This is a genomic window from Algoriphagus aestuariicola (genome assembly GCF_017254835.1).
Classification (GTDB): Bacteria; Bacteroidota; Bacteroidia; order Cytophagales; family Cyclobacteriaceae; genus Algoriphagus; species Algoriphagus aestuariicola.
This window is the reverse complement of sequence record NZ_JAFKCW010000003.1, coordinates 593,806-609,532: the sequence shown is the minus strand read 5'-3', so window position 1 is coordinate 609,532 and position 15,727 is coordinate 593,806. Positions and strand designations below refer to the sequence as shown.

Here is a 15,727-nt window from a genome sequence, read left to right as displayed (position 1 = left end):
TTGTACCACAAATACTTCACATGGAAAGCAAAAGACAACAAAAACATGCCAAGCTGCTTCAAAAAGAGCTTGGGGATATTTTCCAAAAGGAGGCGAAGAACTTGGTCGGAAAATCCATGATTACCATCACTCGGGTGGCTGTGAGCCCTGATTTAGGTTTTGCGAAGGTATATGTGAGTTTTTTGCTCACCGATCCCAAAGCCACCTACGAACTGATCAATGAGCATAAAAGAGAGATCCGCCACCATCTGTCCAAACGAATCGGTAAGTCCGTGCGAATCATCCCCGAGATAGCCTTTTTTCCAGACGATTCAGCCACCTACGCCCAGCACATGGATAAGGTGATCTCGGATCTCAACATTCCGCCCGCGCCTGAAGAAGAGGAGGAAGAAGACTAATCCGTTTAGATTTTGAACACAAGCTCCTTTATTGCCGGCAGATATTTCCGAAGTAAGAAAAAGCGGAATTTCATCACTGTGCTCTCCGTCATCTCCATGGTGGGAGTCGCAGTGGGGACGATTGCATTGGTAGTGGTCATGTCGGTGTTTAATGGACTTGAGGATTTGATCCGAAGCTTGTTTGCCAGCTTCGATGCAGAGCTGAAAGTCGAGGCAGCTAAGGGCAAAAGCTTTGTGGCTCCCGAAGATTGGCTTGCCGAAATACGAAATATCCAGGGTGTGGAGGTCTTGACGGAAGTCATCGAGGACAATGTCCTGTACGAGCATGATGGCAATCAGCTCGTCGCCAAGATCAAGGGGGTTTCGGATAACTTTCTGGATCAAGGCAGGTTTTCAAACGGATATTTTTGGGGTGACACGACACTGGGCACCGACATTCGGCCAGGAGCGATTTTAGGAAGAGGCGTGGGCTTCTTTCTTTCGGTCCATCTCAACCAGCCCCAATCCGCGCTAAAGGTTTTCTATCCCAAGGCTCCTCGATCTGCTGCAAGCCTAGACCCTAATCAGCTCTACTCTTCCGCCCAATTGGAGCCTCGGGCGTTCTTCAGCATTGAGCAGCAGTTTGATGATCAATACGTCATCGCTCCGTTGCATTTTACCCGCGATCTGCTGAATTATGGGGAGAAAAGAACCGCGCTCGAAATCAAAGTGGAGGAAGGTAGCTCGATCGCGGAGGTGCAGCAGCGCTTGAAAAAGCACCTCGGGCCGGACTTTTTGGTAAAAAACGCCGACGAGCAGCACGCGGGCCTGATCCGGACGGTGAAATTGGAGAAGTTGTTCGTTTTCCTGACGCTGACTTTTATCCTGGCCATCGCTTCTTTCAACATCTTTTTTTCACTGAGTATGTTGGCGATCGAAAAGAAAAAAGACATCGCCGTGCTCAAGGCCATGGGTGCTCGTGATAGAACGATCCGAAGGATTTTTTTGAAACAGGGAGCTTTGATCGCACTGAGCGGTGCCGTGATAGGACTGATTTTGGGCTACCTGACTGTCTTGGCGCAGGATTCCTTTGGATTGGTTTCCTTGGGTATTTCTTCGGCAGTCGTAGATGCTTATCCGGTTAGGATCGTTTGGTCGGATTTTCTTTGGATCAGCGCCGCGGTGATTTCAATTACGCTTTTGGCTTCGTGGAGGCCAGCTATCATTGCCTCACAGGTGGATACAGTGCGGGAGCTTTAGTCTTGCTTGCACACTTTTTCCCAAACACCCACAGCCGCTTCCATTCCCAGGTCGATTGCTTTTTGCAGCTCCGAGCATGCCTCGGACTTTCGGTTCATGCGCTGGTAGGTGATGCCGCGATGATAGTAGCCGGAAGCGAAGTCCGGATCGAGCGCTATGGTCTGGGTAAAATCCGCCAATGCCTCCTCAAGTTGCCCACTGACATATCTAGACTGGCCCCGCGACAGCAGGTATTCGGGATTTTCCGGATCTAGAGAGATTGCGGCGGAATAGTCGGCTTCTGCATCTTTCCATTTTTTCTGCCGGGAGTAGGTCTTTCCCCTGTAGAAGTAGGATTCGGAGTCCTCTGGATCGAGGCTTATGGCCAGGCCAAAATCTTCAATTGCGCCATCGTCTTGTCCGTGGCTCATCCTGTAAAACCCACGTTGCTTGTAGGTCTGGGAATTGCCGGAGCCCTCGGCGACGACCTGATCCAGCTGGCTCAGCAGCACTTCGTCTCCCCCGGTTTTTACCAGTGCCAAACCTTCCTTAGCGGGAAGGTGATTGGGATTCAACTCCAGGGCGAGCTCAAAAGCCTCCATCGCCGGCACATTGTCTCCCAGCCTGGCAAGAGCTCGGCCTTTTTCCGTATAGAAATCCGCTTCTTCCGGGTTTAGACTGAGGGCTTCGTCCAGGTAAAGTATGGCAAAATCATACTCTCCCAGCTCTATGCTGCACAGGCCCAGATGGTAATAGGCTTGCTCTGCGCTTGCGGTTTGAAGTGTAGTGACTTCGGATACGCCATTGGAGCCGGGAGCGACTTTGTAGAGGACGCGGTTTGTTTCTCCAGGCGGCATTTTGAGGAAGTTTTCGAAGTCCTCGATTGCAGACTCGTAGTGTCCCAGCAGGTAGCGCACCCTACCCCGCTCAAAGTATGCCTCGGCAAACTGAGGGTCAAGGGTGAGCAGGCTGCTGAAATCGCCCAGGGCTTCTTCCAGTTTGTTTACGTATTGGTGGGCCTGCCCACGCATCCAATAAGCCTCCCGGTCGGCGGGGTTGTCCTGGATCCAAAGATCGAGCATGGACAGCGCCTTCTCCCAGCGCTGCTGCTCAAAAGCCTCTTGCGCCAATTGAAGCGGGCTAAGGTTGGCTTTTTGCGAAAAAGCGTGAAAGCCACAGGAAAAAAGGATCAGGAATAGATAGAGTGTTTTCAATGTGGAGAGAGGTGTCAAACGGGTACAGGTTTCCAATTTATTGATTTAGTCGGTTTGCGAGAAGGCTTATCCTGGTTTTTTCGGTTAGCCTACCGTCAAGAGCTCGTTGGTGTTGTGGTAACGGGATTCTTGCTGCTTGGCGCCGGGATCCCACTCTTTTAGCTGGTAATATTGGGCTAGGTTGTCGGTAAATTCCGAATTGACCTGCTCGATGTCCCCACTCAGGATGGTTTTTGGATCGGGGACATTTTTAACATACGAAAAGGTAAAACCCACCACCACGGCCAGCGCCATCAGGGATACACCGACCTGGATCACCCTGGATTGGGTCAGCACGTCGCCTTTACACATGGATACTACAGCTAATATGGGAATGGAGCACACCAAGGCTACCAGCATAAATAGGAGTATGCTGAGCAATCCATAGTCTACCCGTAAGCCCACTTTTTGAAAATAGGCATCCTCGTAGATTCCCAGAAAGTAGAGCTTCAAATTGCCCAGCATCAGGGAACTGGCGTAGGCCTGGTAGTGAAGCTGGTTGTATTGGATAGAATGGAGGGAAATACCCGTTTTGAAATATTCGGAAGTATCCTCAGCTGCCCCTACCGGATCAAATATCTGCGTGCCCAGATCCGTATCTGCGTATACCACATACCCCTTGGCATTGGTCAAAAAGAATTTCCCGAATATAAAATCCTGGGTCTCGACCTTGCGAAGCAGTACGGCAAGCGGGATATCCAGATCCATCAGCAGGGGCGTGTCGCCGTCCGCTGCCGAACCTTATATCCAATCCGCACTCTCGACTGCCTCATAAAACCTTTCTTTGATTTCAGAAGGGAATTGGATTCTTTTGAATCGTACTTTCACTTTACCCTTGTCCAGAAAAAGGGTTTCTTCCGGCAGTGACTCTTTTTGATGATATCGGAGCTGGATCAGCTCCGGAGCAAATCCCTTCTGAAATTCGTTTACATCACCAGCAGCTTCTCCCAACGAACCGTCTTCCTCTGCAAATCCTTTTCGCAGAATATAGGCCTCCGAGCGCGCGACGTAGTCCGAGAGGGCAGATTGTACGTCCCGACTTAGGCTAGTTATAATCCGTATACGCTGTTGCTCCAGTTCTTTCTGATTGTTGGTAGATTGGACGAAGAGCATTACTCCGATGACTGCAACGAGAGGCAGGAGAAAAAGCCAGATTCTAAAAGTCTTGAGTTTCATGGTAAAAAAGAATACTTAACTCCAGCACGCTTAAAACGGATCTAGCGCTGGCTTGTCTCAAGTGCCTCGGTCTACACTTTCGGGCTTAATCGGTACCGACCGAAATCTGTATTGGCAGCCTTAAGACCCTTGCTAAGAGTTCTTTTGGCAAATGCGAAGACAAACGTCGGAACCATCTCGATTGAGGCAATGACAGCAGCCGCAAGAGAAAATTCTGTTTGGACAGCAAATAAATATAAGATTAATCGGTTGATTATCAATTAGAAAAAGATCGCTTCTGTGATTGATTTTTTTGGATAAAAAATTATATTCGGTTTGATTTAAGGCACGTTTATTGAAAGCTAGCGAAAACAAAAAAACCAATGCCGATGAAAGAGTATGCCCTTTTTGTATTTTTCCTTTTTTCCGTTGTTTCCATAGGCTTTGCCCAAGACACCACCTCCACTCAAAATTCCCTTCGATCAGGGACTATTACCAGTCAGTTTGACTACATCTATCGGGTCTCCAATGGCTTTCAGGAATATGAGGTGGTCAAAAAGGCCTATTTGGAACAGCTCAAATCCAATGTATTGGACTCCGTACAGACGCTGAGCAAGAAAGTATCCGATCTGAACCTCCAAATGTCCAGTCTCAATGACTCCGTCAGCATTGTAAAGGAACGCCTGTCTGCGGAGATGGAAGAAAAAAACCAAGCGATTGCCGACAGGGATAATTTCAATTTTCTGGGTATAGGGATACAAAAGACACTCTATTCCACACTAATGTGGACCTTGGTTGCGATCCTATCCGGCGCTCTTGCCTTTTTTGCTATGCAATACTTCAAGAGCTTTGGAAGGATCAAAAAAGCCGAGAAAGACTTTCTGGAAGTGCAGGAGGAGTTTGATCAACACCGCAAAAATACACTGGATCGTGAGCGCAAACTAAAGCGGGAATTGATCGATGCCCAAATGGGTAGAAATTGAGTTGCGATGGAAATTTGTCCCCTGCTTACTGGGGCAGAATGGGAAAATAGAATACAGCCGAAGAAACTCTTCGGCTTTTTTGATGTCCAAGCTATCTTGGGGACATGACAGCATCCCTTTCAAAATATGACGTCGCCGTAGTTGGTCTTGGAGCCGTGGGAAGCGCGACACTTTATCAACTGAGCAAAAGTGGGTGCAGAGTTTTGGGAATCGACCGATTCTCTCCTCCCCATAGCTTGGGGTCGAGCCACGGTGAATCCCGCATTACCCGTCTGGCTGTAGGCGAGGGGGAAGACTACATCGCACTCGCCAAGCGATCACATGAATTATGGAGGGAGATCGAGTCCGAAACTGGGATGAAGCTCATGACCATTACGTCGGGGATCTTGATGGACTCTGGAGTGAACGCATGGGGAAAACATGGCTCAATGGCTTTTTGGGATCAGACGCTAGCCTTTGCTAAGCGACATCAGATCAGCCATCAGGTCTTTGGATCTGATTTTCTCAGGAAAATATTTCCGGCATTTCAGCTGGAGAGTTCTGGCAAAGTTTATCTAGAAGAGCAGGCCGGTTTTCTCAGACCGGAGCTGTGCATCCAAGCACAGCTGGAGCTGGCGAGGAAAAATGGGGCAGAGATTGTGACGAATAGCCAAGTGGAGGAGTTGCGCCAAAAAGGCGATGCCATCCTGATCCGTACGTCCATTGGTGAGGTGATGGCAGAAAAAGTCTTGCTCAGCGCAGGTGGTTGGATAAAGGACTTTTTGCCCGAGGCTGAGCAGTCCGAATTTAAGATTTGCAGGCAAGTTCTGCATTGGCTGGAGATAGATCCAGACTATACGGACTGGGAGAGGTATCCTGTTTGGATGTGGGGTTTCGGGGCGAGAGCGGAGGACTTTATTTATGGGTTTCCTTCGCTGAACGGTAAGACGGTGAAGATGGCGACAGAATCCTTCGTAGACGCCAAGCATCCGGATTTTCTGGATCGGCTGGTGACTGAAGAGGAGCAAGCTCGGTTTTGGAAAGAAAAGGTCGCCGGGAGGATTTTGGGCGTACGGCCTCGTTTTGCCAAATCAGAAGTCTGTTTTTACACCGTCACGCAAGATGCGCGCTTCGTCGTCAAGCCCTTGCCGGCGATGCCTCGCGCACTGATGGTGTCGGCCTGTTCTGGTCACGGATTTAAACATTCAGCTGCGCTGGGCGAAATGCTTGCGAAAACTCTGTCAATGCAGGGATAGATTCCGGTTATCTTTTTTCCTGTCATTTTTCTGTCTAAACGCCTACTTTTGCCGACTGTCTACCAAGAACCGAAAATGGCCAAGAAAAGAGGAAGTGCTCTAGATCCGGAAGAGAGAAGAAAATTAAACAAGCAAAATCTCAGTAAGCTTGGAGGGATTTTCAGGTTTTTGCTTCCTTATAAATGGGCATTTGTTTTGGGGTTGGTGTTTTTGCTTTTTTCCTCCCTCACCTTGCTTACTTTTCCGTTTGTTGCGGGCAAGCTGATTGACACGGCCCAGGGAAGCAGCTGGATCGTAAGCGATGTCAATTCCATCGCCTGGATTTTAATCGGTATTCTGGCGGTGCAGAGCATCTTCTCGTTTTTCAGGGTTTGGCTTTTCGCTTTGGTCTCGGAGCGATCTATGCGGGACATCCGATTGGCCGTGTATTCCAAGCTTGTTCGACTCCCGATGTCGTTTTTTGACAAGCGCAGAACTGGCGAGCTGATCAGCAGGATCACTGCAGACGTCAGCCAGCTGCAGGATACATTTTCTACGACCTTAGCCGAACTCTTCCGGCAGGTAGTCACCTTGGTGGCTGGGATAGGTTTCTTGCTCTTCAATACCCCAAAGTTGACGCTGTTCATGCTGGCTACTTTTCCGGTGTTGGTATTGATTGCGATGGTATTCGGGCGATTTATCAGGAATCTTTCCAAGAAAACCCAAGATGAACTCGCTGCGGCAAATGTCATTGTAGAGGAGACGCTCCAGTCTATCAGTACCGTAAAGTCCTTTGTGGGAGAGGCATACGAGTCAGCGAGATACGGCAAAGGCCTTCATGGCGTGGTCGCTGTAGCGCTGACTACCGCTAAATATCGCGGGGCTTTTATTTCATTTATCATTTTCGCGTTGTTTGGCGGGATCGTGGCCGTGATGTGGTATGGGGCCAGTCTGGTTGCTGAGGGCAGCATGAGCGTTGGCGAATTGGTGTCTTTTGTGCTTTATACCACATTTATCGGTGGATCAATCGCGGGTCTCGGAGACATCTATAGCCAAGTACAAAAGGCAATCGGTAGTTCGGAGCGTGTGCTCGAAATCTTGGACGAAGAGGCGGAAGCCGAGACTGGTGCAGTGGCGGATAGGTTTTTCGGAAAAATCGAGTTCGATCAGGTTGGATTTTCGTACCCGACGCGCCCGGAGGTGGAGGTTTTGAAACAGGTTTCTTTCCAAATTCAGCCAGGAGAGAAAGTCGCACTTGCGGGGCATTCTGGGGCCGGCAAGTCAACGGTAATACAGCTTTTGCTGCGCTTTTACGAAAGCCAAAAAGGAAACATTCGGATAGACGGACGTGATGTCAGGGAATGGGATCTTAAGGCTTTGCGAAGCAAGATCGGCATTGTCCCGCAGGAAGTGTTGCTTTTTGGCGGATCGATCCGCGAAAACATCTCCTATGCAAAACCTGAAGCGACTGAAGAAGAGATCATTTTGGCGGCCCAGAAAGCAAACGCTTGGCAGTTTATCTCACAGTTTCCCGAAGGCCTGGACACCCTAGTCGGCGAGCGAGGCGTGAAGCTCTCAGGGGGTCAGCGACAGCGCGTCGCCATAGCTAGAGCCATTCTCAAGGATCCTGCGATCCTGATTTTGGATGAGGCTACTTCCTCTTTGGATGCAGAGTCCGAGTCCTTAGTGCAGCAGGCTCTGGATGAGCTCATGAAAGGACGTACCACACTGATCATTGCCCACAGACTGGCGACGATCCGCAAGGTGGATCGCATCTACGCACTCAGTGAAGGAAAAATCGTGGAGCAAGGCAGCCACAGGGAACTGCTGGAAAACCAAGGGGGATTCTACGCCAATCTGGTGCGCCTGCAATTTGCAGACTAACGGAGGTTGTGGGCGGTCAGCGACTTCGTCATCCCCAGTGTTTTTTCCCTCAGAATTTTTGAACCGGGAAAAAGACACTTCATTTCCTTCTCGTTGAGGAGGCGGATTTCATCCAGGTATTGCTGTGCATCTGCTTTTTGCCATTTGGTCATTCGGCTTATTCTGGTCTGGGTCAGAAAGAAAAGAAGAAGGCCCTTAGGCAGATACTGTGCAAAAGGAATGGCGTAATGGGCTTCGACGGGAAAGTATTTGTTGGGCGTTTGGATAAAATGCCGCTTGCCCACACGCCGGATCTCTTCCGCCATCTTCCGCTGGTTTTCAAACGTGTACACGTGCTCGATCACCGAGTTTGAAAACACCAGGTCAAACTTTTTGTCTTCGAATTCCGGCATAGCCGTGGCATCTCCAACTTGCGAGCGGATGTGGGGATGGCTAGTTTTTTCGAGGTGGAGGTTGAGCAGGGTGATGGTCACACCGGGAATATTGGGGACTTGGCTAGACTTCCAAAAATAGTCCGTGCCACCCACATCCAGGATTTGGATCGGCTTTTCCGGATTGAAATTTCTGAAAAACAGCTTTTCGAACTTTTTTAATCGTCTTGCTCTGAATTTGGCACCTATTGATTTGGGATTGTCTGATGGTGCAAAAAGATCGTTTATAATACTCATTAGAAGCCTTGAGGCAATTGGGGATACAAATAAATTCAAAAGTAAACAGCCTACAGGATTTCTTTCTTAATTTTAAGCCGCAAAACTTTCTGCTCAATGCCAAAATTGTCCGGTTTTTGCAATTAAAGACAAAATTCGGGCAGAAAAATTTTTATGAAGAGAAGATTCGACACCTTTTTCCCCTGGTTGTTTGCGGCTGGTGATTTTACGGCTTCTCTGCTTTCGCTTTTGATATTCAGCCTACTCTTTGAGCCAACGGGCTTATTTCCCGAGCTTGGACTTCCGGATTTGCTGGTACTTTCCGCGCTGTGGTTGATGCTTTCTACGCTGAGAAAAGACCATATGATAGGGCGGACCGATGAGTATGATTTCACCTTGAAGCGTCTTTCCATCACCCTTCTTGCTTTTTTGGCAGCGGCGGCTGTTCTATGGACTCCCTTGCTTGGGAAGTCTTTGGACTGGGGGCAATTGGTCGGACTAGGCTTGTTTATGGGATTTTCGATGGGAATCTACCGGGTGGTGGTCCATCTGCTGCTGAGGAAATACCGTACCAAGGGGAAAAACTACCAAAATGCCATCATCGTTGGCAAGGGTGGAACAAGCCCCAAACTGGCTGACGTTTTTCGTTTGCGAAAAGACTTTGGAATCAATTTCCTCGGATATTTTGATGACCGATCGGACTGCAGCGAAACCCGCGGAGGAATTGGCGATTTTTTTGAAGAAGCTCCGAAGTTGTCGCTGGACATCGTCTATCTGCATGACCAGCTTGAGCCGACTTTGGTGAAGCGGATTATCGACTTTGCCGACGAAAATTACATAAAGGTGAAGCTAATTCCAGGAAGTAGCCTCCAGCTCGAAAAGAAGCTTTCCTTTTCCAAGTATGGTGAGTTGTACGTGATCAATGTGAACGAAATCCCGCTGGACAACGCCCTGAACAGTTTTGTGAAGCGGGCCTTTGATGTCATTTTTGCTGGATTGGTGACGGTCTTTATTTTGTCTTGGCTGATTCCATTGGTAGGCTTACTGATCAAAATCGAATCGCGTGGGCCGGTATTTTTTGTCCAAAAGAGAAATGGGGTTAACAATCGGGTGTTTGATTGCCTTAAGTTCAGGTCAATGACGCCCAACGACTACTCCGATACGCTGCAGGCAAGCAAAAACGATCCTAGGGTGACGCGTATAGGTGCTTTTTTGCGGAATACTTCCTTGGATGAGATGCCCCAATTTCTCAACGTCCTTGCTGGTGATATGTCTATCGTAGGCCCCAGACCCCATACGGTACCAATGAATCAGACCTTTAGAAACCAGATGGATCGCTACAATTCCAGGCACAAAATCCGTCCTGGGATCACTGGCTTGGCTCAAGTAAAGGGCTATAGGGGGGAGATAGAGAGTTCTTTCCAAATCCGATCACGGGTGAGGCTCGACTATTTTTATATCAACAACTGGTCGTTTCTCCTTGACTTGGATATCATGGTCAAGACCGTGTATGAACTCCTGTATAATCGAGAGAAAGCTTATTGATCGGGAAATTCTGACTACAGGAAAGTTTGCGCCTCCGAACACATAACAGTCCAAGCCGGAAAACAACATCACTGATTTGACATGAAAAAGCCCTCCAAAGGATAATGGAGGGTCTAGAACAAGAGCTTGTTAAGTCCGGCGGAATGCCTCAGATGCGGAAAAGCGCATCGAAAAATCCCATGGTTTCGCCTTTTTTCTTGAAGATCAGCATGGGAAGGTACTTGTTCACATGGATGAGCTTCTCGGCGGTGCTTCCCAGTAGGATTGCCGCTGATCGGGTTCGACCCCTGGATCCCAATAGGATCATATCGGCGTCGATCTCCTGCGCAAAATCCAAGATGAGTTGAGCTGGGTTTTTGCCTTCATTTAGTACGAGGCTACACTCCAGATCAGTATGGTTGTGTTTGCTGACGAATTTTTTGAAGTCGGCTTGAGCATTTTCCTTCATGATTTCCGAAAATTCCTCAAAGGATTTTCCGGTTTTTGAATAGCCATGCGGGACTTCATAGATATGCATCGGTATCAGTTCAGCATCCAGTTTTTCCGCAATTCGTTCGGCAAAATCATAGATCATGTGGTTGTGTGCCGAAAAGTCGGTAGGAATGAGGATTTTCTTCGGAAACTTGACGGGGCGTTTTTCCTGGATCAATAGCACGGAGCAAGGGGCTTTTTTGGCTACTCCGTCCGCGAGCACTCCATTGCCGGGGAGGGAGTCCTTCCTCCCCATGATCACCAGGTCTACGTCTTTGAGCTTTGCCCAACGTAGGAACGTGTCCAAGGGATGGTTGCCCTCTTCCACAAACACTTCCGTCTCGATGTCCTCCGGGAAATTGTATTCCTTCAGCTTGTCTTTGATGATCTTCTCTACGGATTCGTCCGTTGGGGCGATCAAGTCTGGGTACTGGTCGAGAACTTCCTTTGGGATTTCCAGGTTTTTGGCGACATGGAGAAAATAGCATTTTTCGATTCCTAGAAACTTGATAAAAACAGCCGTTTTTTTGATGAGGTTGTCATCCATTTCGGTAAGATCCAGGCCAACCATAGCCTTTGAAAAGAATTTCATAGTTTTTAGGTTAATTCAGCCTTAAGTTAAAAGATAGATCGAGTAATGCGAACAGATTTTTTAGAATGGAGCAAAGAGAATGTTTTCAGGGTACTTTTGTAGAGATGAATCAGGACATCGCACAGACGGCATTGCCGGATGTAGGTCCGCCAAGCGGGATTCTCCCAAGTTGAAGTTGGCACACCCTGACTCTGCATTGAATGAAAATAATTGCCTATCCATGAAAGTCATCCAAAAATACTTTTTGGCCTTGGTACCGCCACCCGAGATTCTCGAGAAAGCCCATCAAATCAAATTGAGCATCCGGGAGGAATTTGGGATCAAATATGCACTCAAGTCCCCACCCCATATCACGGTCAAGATGCCTTTTGACTACAATGAGGCCAAAGAGGATGTGTTGGTAGAAAGATTGAGTGAGCAATTGAGGGAACAGGAGCCCTTTGTTGTAAAGATCTCGGGGGTTGGGGCCTTTGGAAACAGGGTGGTCTTTTTGTCCATTGAGAAGTCTGAGCCACTCTTGCGATTGCAGCGACAAGTGAAAGAGTTTTGCAAAAAGCGGCTTCACTTGGTGGATGAGCTAAGCGACCGAAACTTTCACCCCCACATGACAGTAGCCTTCAAAGATCTAAAAGCGGTGCATTTTGCGGAAGTGTTGTCAAGAGTAAGGGAGCAGGCTTTCGTAGCGGAATATTCTACCGGGGATTTAACCTTGCTCAAGCGGATTGGAGGAGCTTGGAATTTGCATCGGAACATTCCGTTTAAACGCTGATTTTTAGGGATATCCTATTTTTGGTACCCAATCCAAGTCAAAAAATGAAGATTTTTCAAAAAAAATCAAGATTTAGGAAATTTGGGGAATTTGCAGTTCCTGTTATAAACATTTCGGAATCTCGAGGGTGGAGTTTTTGTAATTCAGAATAATAGATTGTATTGTCTCGAAATGACGTAGATTATCCAAATATTATTTCAATTTTAAATCTAAAGACACTCTGAGTAAAAATTGGACTTTTTGGATACTCAGAATTTAAATAATACAACGGATTCAATAAAAAAATTTTATTCTACTCTTTTCAATCAAAGCCATAGTTTATCGGCTTAGCGACTATCTACGAGTTTTTTAAATTATTAAAATTTGTTAAAAACACATATAGGCAGAATAAAATACTCCTTTCGCAGAAAAGAGGCCATTTTTAAGGATTTGTTTACTAGCATCGGAACATCTCATATTAGCGTCCTGAATGTTAAAAAAACTAAATCAAACACCTATGAAGAAAGTTTTATTAGGCTTTGCATTGAGTTTCCTGACCATCGTGTCAGTACTCGCGCAGTCCAAAACGATCACTGGTAGGGTTACTTCGGCTGAAGAGCCAGAAGGAGTACCTGGAGCCAGTGTGGTGGTCAAAGGCACCACCCAGGGTACAATCACCGACCTGGACGGATCATACTCGATCTCCGTTCCGGACAATGCGACCACGCTCGTGTTCAGCTTTGTCGGTTATTTGACCAAAGAAATGCCTATCGGATCCAGCAGCGTAATCGACGTATTGTTGGACACTGACGTTAAGACCTTGAACGAAGTGGTTGTTACAGGTTACGGTACGCAGGAGAGAAGAGAGATCACCGGCTCGGTGACTTCTATCAATTCCGCGGACATCGAAAACTTGGTCACCCCTTCTTTTGAATCCCAATTGGCAGGCCGAGCTCCTGGTGTACAGGTGACCACTCCAAGTGGGGTCTTGGGTACCAGACCAATCATCCGTATCCGTGGGGTAAACTCCATCAGCTCCAGTGCGAGCCCATTGATCATCATTGACGGAGTTCCTGTAGTGGATGACGACAGATCTGCCGTCAACGCTTCCAACCCTCTTGCCAACATCAACCCGGCTGACATCCAGTCTTACGAAGTGCTGAAGGATGGTTCCGCGACTGCAATCTACGGTTCAAGAGCCGCCAACGGTGTAATCTTGATTACTACCAAAAGAGGTTCTACTGGTAAGGCAAAAGTGAGCTACAGCATGGCGATGGGTCTTAATCAGGAGGTAGACCGATTTGATTTGTTGACTGGAGACGAGTTTGTTACTATCGCAAATGAGAAAGTGACCAACACCAACCCGAATGCTACCGGTAACGCAAGACCAGGCGAAAACACTAACTGGCAGGATGCCGTTTTCAGAAACGGTTTTACCCAACAGCACAACCTATCCATTGCTGGTGGATCTGAGGCTACCAAATATTTCTTCTCTCTGGGCTTCACCGATCAGGAGGCAGCTATTGTAGCCAACGACCTGAAGCGCTATTCCTTTAGAACTAACGTGGATCACAGCATCTCCAAAGCGGTAAGAATCGGCACTTCCCTTTCCTACTCTATGACAGAGATCAATGGTTTGAATAACGGTGCAAACTCTCTCTCCGGCGCCATCTACAACGCCACACGTGCGCTTCCAAACGTATTGATATACGATCCGGAAAACACCGCATTTGACGGATACAATGTGCAGCCTGATGGCTCTACTACTGGTTGGGGCAACAACCTAGCAGGTCCCGACAACAATATTCCAAATATTGCCTTTGTACTGGACAACAACATCTACAGAAGCCGTGCGCATAGGATTTTGGGTGCTGCCTATGGAGAAGTGGATATCATCACTGGCTTGACTGCTAGAACCCAAATCGGCATCGACTTGACCTTGGCAGATGACTTCCAGTCTTTGGACCCAAGACACGGTGACGGCCGTGGCACAAACGGCTACGTCTACCAGTCGTTTAGACCGGCAACTCGCTGGAACTGGCAGAATACGCTGAACTACCAGACCGTGATCGCTGATGACCACAACTTGAACGTGACTGCAGGTATGGAGTATCAGTTAACTAACTATTATAACTATAGTGCCGAGGGCACTGATTTTTCTGACAATTTCTACAGATTTCAAAACCTGATCTCTGGTTCTTACAACAACCAGTTCTCTGGCGGCGGCTATGCTGATCAAGGATTCGATTCTTATTTCGGTAGATTGAACTACAGCTATCAAGGCAGATATCTAGCTTCGTTCACCGTAAGAAATGATGGGATCTCTGATCTTGTTTCTGAAAATCAGCGCGGTACCTTCTTCGGAGGATCCGTGGGATGGAGACTGTCTGACGAAGCCTTCTTCAACTCTGAGCTGATCTCTGACCTGAAAGTGAGAGCTTCCTATGCGGAAGTTGGAAATACTGGGATTGATACCTTTGCGGCATTCGGAGGTTATTCTCCAGTATTGGGTGGTGCCGGTGCAGGTATCGGCTATTCCAAAGTGGCAAACGGTAACCTCCAGTGGGAGACCTCCAAGAAAATGAACTTTGGTTTTGACATGACTATTGGTCGTGTAACTGTATCTGCCGACTACTTCTCCAACGACGTAGATGGTTTGATCTTGGCTGCCCCTACTGCTCCTTCTTTGGGTATCCCAAATAACGAGATCAACCAAAACGTGGGTGCGATGGTCAACAAAGGTTTTGAGTTGAGAGCTTTTGCCAATGTGATCAATAGAGGTAAATTCTCTTGGAATACCGATTTCAACATTACCTTTATCCAAAATGAGGTAACTGAATTGGTTCAGACCTTGACGTCTACCTACAACAGGACCGTAGTAGGGGGCCCGATCGCCCAACTGTACGGCTTCAAGTGGGCCGGGGTGAACTCAGCCAACGGTAACCCGATGTATTATAGAGGCGAACAAATAGTTCAGTATGACTTAAGACCTTCAAATCAGGGTGGCTTGTTGTTTAAGAACTACGATCCTTCCAACCCTGCTGATGTCTCAACAACTGCATCAGGCCCAACTCCGGAACTGTTGGGGAACACCCTTCCCAAGTGGCAGGGTGGATGGAGCAACAGCTTCAAATTCGGCAACTGGGATGCTGAAATCTTTACCAGATTCTCTGGTGGCAACTACATCATGAACGAATCTTTGAGAGGTTTAATGGGGCTTGGTTTCTCCAACAACCATGCTTCTATCCTCAACAGATGGACTGAAAGCGGCCAGGTAACTGACGTTCCTAAGCTTTACTCTGGACAGGATCAGAATACTTGGCAGAACTCTGCTGCCAACAGCAGATTCATTGAGAAGGGAGATTTCGTAAGAATCCAAAATATCGTGGTGGGTTACACTATACCAGCTGCGGCTTTGACCTCAGCGTTTAACGGCGCGATCACCAATGCCAGATTCTTTGCCCAGGTTCAGAATCCGTTCACGTTCACCGGATACAGCGGATTGGACCCTGAGGCTAACCAGTACTCTGGCCAGCAGCAGTTTGGCGTGGACTGGAACGTAGCTCCTGTGATCCGCACTTACACTTTGGGTCTGAACGTAGGATTCTAATTTCAAACT

13 protein-coding genes are annotated in these 15,727 nt (G+C 47.8%); 8 read left to right on the top strand and 5 right to left on the bottom strand.

Annotated features, from left to right (window positions below; genetic code table 11):
• Positions 1-20: 20 nt before the first annotated feature.
• Both rbfA and J0A67_RS15305 read left to right on the top strand, forming a co-directional pair.
• Positions 21-398 (top strand): 30S ribosome-binding factor RbfA, encoded by a 378-nt coding sequence (rbfA, locus tag J0A67_RS15310; protein ID WP_206570239.1) that lies wholly within the window; start codon positions 21-23, stop codon positions 396-398.
• A 12-nt stretch (positions 399-410) separates the two neighbouring features.
• Positions 411-1,637 carry an FtsX-like permease family protein gene (locus J0A67_RS15305; RefSeq protein ID WP_241265203.1) on the top strand — a complete coding sequence of 409 codons (1,227 nt, stop codon included), beginning with the start codon at positions 411-413 and terminating at the stop codon, positions 1,635-1,637.
• Here the strand turns inward: J0A67_RS15305 and J0A67_RS15300 are convergent.
• The 3 genes from J0A67_RS15300 to J0A67_RS15290 all read right to left on the bottom strand — a co-directional run bounded on the left by J0A67_RS15300 (position 1,634) and on the right by J0A67_RS15290 (position 4,045).
• Positions 1,634-2,848 (bottom strand): tetratricopeptide repeat protein, encoded by a 1,215-nt coding sequence (locus J0A67_RS15300; RefSeq protein ID WP_206570238.1) that lies wholly within the window; start codon positions 2,846-2,848, stop codon positions 1,634-1,636. The genes J0A67_RS15305 and J0A67_RS15300 overlap by 4 nt on opposite strands.
• Positions 2,849-2,914: 66 nt before the next feature.
• Positions 2,915-3,577 carry a hypothetical protein gene (locus tag J0A67_RS15295; protein WP_206570237.1) on the bottom strand — a complete coding sequence of 221 codons (663 nt, stop codon included), beginning with the start codon at positions 3,575-3,577 and terminating at the stop codon, positions 2,915-2,917.
• Between the two features lie 33 nt (positions 3,578-3,610).
• Complete coding sequence (locus tag J0A67_RS15290) at positions 3,611-4,045, bottom strand: hypothetical protein (protein ID WP_206570236.1); 435 nt, start codon at positions 4,043-4,045, stop codon at positions 3,611-3,613.
• A 368-nt stretch (positions 4,046-4,413) separates the two neighbouring features.
• Here J0A67_RS15290 and J0A67_RS15285 point away from each other — a divergent pair, with 368 nt between their 5' ends.
• The 3 genes from J0A67_RS15285 (at position 4,414) to J0A67_RS15275 (ending at position 8,105) form a co-directional block, all read left to right on the top strand.
• Positions 4,414-5,007: a hypothetical protein gene (locus J0A67_RS15285; protein ID WP_206570235.1), complete on the top strand. Its 594-nt coding sequence runs from the start codon at positions 4,414-4,416 to the stop codon at positions 5,005-5,007.
• A 104-nt stretch (positions 5,008-5,111) separates the two neighbouring features.
• Complete coding sequence (gene solA / locus J0A67_RS15280) at positions 5,112-6,242, top strand: N-methyl-L-tryptophan oxidase (RefSeq protein WP_206570234.1); 1,131 nt, start codon at positions 5,112-5,114, stop codon at positions 6,240-6,242.
• Between the two features lie 75 nt (positions 6,243-6,317).
• Entirely contained in the window at positions 6,318-8,105 is a 1,788-nt protein-coding gene (locus J0A67_RS15275; RefSeq protein WP_206570233.1) for an ABC transporter ATP-binding protein, read from the top strand.
• Here J0A67_RS15275 and J0A67_RS15270 read toward each other — a convergent pair.
• Positions 8,102-8,773, bottom strand: coding sequence for a methyltransferase domain-containing protein (locus J0A67_RS15270; RefSeq protein WP_206570232.1), 672 nt, complete (start codon positions 8,771-8,773; stop codon positions 8,102-8,104). The two genes, J0A67_RS15275 and J0A67_RS15270, sit on opposite strands and share 4 nt — an antisense overlap.
• 153 nt (positions 8,774-8,926) lie before the next feature.
• Here J0A67_RS15270 and J0A67_RS15265 point away from each other — a divergent pair, with 153 nt between their 5' ends.
• Positions 8,927-10,297 (top strand): exopolysaccharide biosynthesis polyprenyl glycosylphosphotransferase, encoded by a 1,371-nt coding sequence (locus J0A67_RS15265; protein WP_206570231.1) that lies wholly within the window; start codon positions 8,927-8,929, stop codon positions 10,295-10,297.
• Positions 10,298-10,445: 148 nt separating this feature from the next.
• Here J0A67_RS15265 and J0A67_RS15260 read toward each other — a convergent pair whose 3' ends face one another.
• A complete protein-coding gene (locus tag J0A67_RS15260) occupies positions 10,446-11,360 on the bottom strand; it encodes a universal stress protein (RefSeq protein ID WP_206570230.1) in 915 nt (304 codons plus the stop codon).
• A 220-nt stretch (positions 11,361-11,580) separates the two neighbouring features.
• On the opposite strand from J0A67_RS15260, the gene J0A67_RS15255 reads away from it, so the two are divergent.
• Together J0A67_RS15255 and J0A67_RS15250 are read left to right on the top strand one after the other, a co-directional pair.
• The gene (locus J0A67_RS15255) at positions 11,581-12,129 is read left to right on the top strand and encodes a 2'-5' RNA ligase family protein (RefSeq protein WP_206570229.1); all 549 of its coding nucleotides are present in this window, start codon (positions 11,581-11,583) and stop codon (positions 12,127-12,129) included.
• A 496-nt stretch (positions 12,130-12,625) separates the two neighbouring features.
• Positions 12,626-15,718 (top strand): SusC/RagA family TonB-linked outer membrane protein, encoded by a 3,093-nt coding sequence (locus J0A67_RS15250; protein WP_206570228.1) that lies wholly within the window; start codon positions 12,626-12,628, stop codon positions 15,716-15,718.
• Positions 15,719-15,727: the final 9 nt, after the last annotated feature.

Bases quoted from the DNA above. Each gene is read 5' to 3' on its own strand.
- J0A67_RS15250 (WP_206570228.1), top strand. From the start codon at position 12,626: ATGAAGAAAGTTTTATTAGGCTTTGCATTGAGTTTCCTGACCATCGTG.
- J0A67_RS15290 (WP_206570236.1), bottom strand. From the start codon at position 4,045: ATGAAACTCAAGACTTTTAGAATCTGGCTTTTTCTCCTGCCTCTCGTT.
- J0A67_RS15275 (WP_206570233.1), top strand. From the start codon at position 6,318: ATGGCCAAGAAAAGAGGAAGTGCTCTAGATCCGGAAGAGAGAAGAAAA.
- solA (WP_206570234.1), top strand. From the start codon at position 5,112: ATGACAGCATCCCTTTCAAAATATGACGTCGCCGTAGTTGGTCTTGGA.
- J0A67_RS15260 (WP_206570230.1), bottom strand. From the start codon at position 11,360: ATGAAATTCTTTTCAAAGGCTATGGTTGGCCTGGATCTTACCGAAATG.
- J0A67_RS15295 (WP_206570237.1), bottom strand. From the start codon at position 3,577: ATGGATCTGGATATCCCGCTTGCCGTACTGCTTCGCAAGGTCGAGACC.
- J0A67_RS15285 (WP_206570235.1), top strand. From the start codon at position 4,414: ATGAAAGAGTATGCCCTTTTTGTATTTTTCCTTTTTTCCGTTGTTTCC.
- rbfA (WP_206570239.1), top strand. From the start codon at position 21: ATGGAAAGCAAAAGACAACAAAAACATGCCAAGCTGCTTCAAAAAGAG.
- J0A67_RS15255 (WP_206570229.1), top strand. From the start codon at position 11,581: ATGAAAGTCATCCAAAAATACTTTTTGGCCTTGGTACCGCCACCCGAG.
- J0A67_RS15265 (WP_206570231.1), top strand. From the start codon at position 8,927: ATGAAGAGAAGATTCGACACCTTTTTCCCCTGGTTGTTTGCGGCTGGT.
- J0A67_RS15270 (WP_206570232.1), bottom strand. From the start codon at position 8,773: ATGAGTATTATAAACGATCTTTTTGCACCATCAGACAATCCCAAATCA.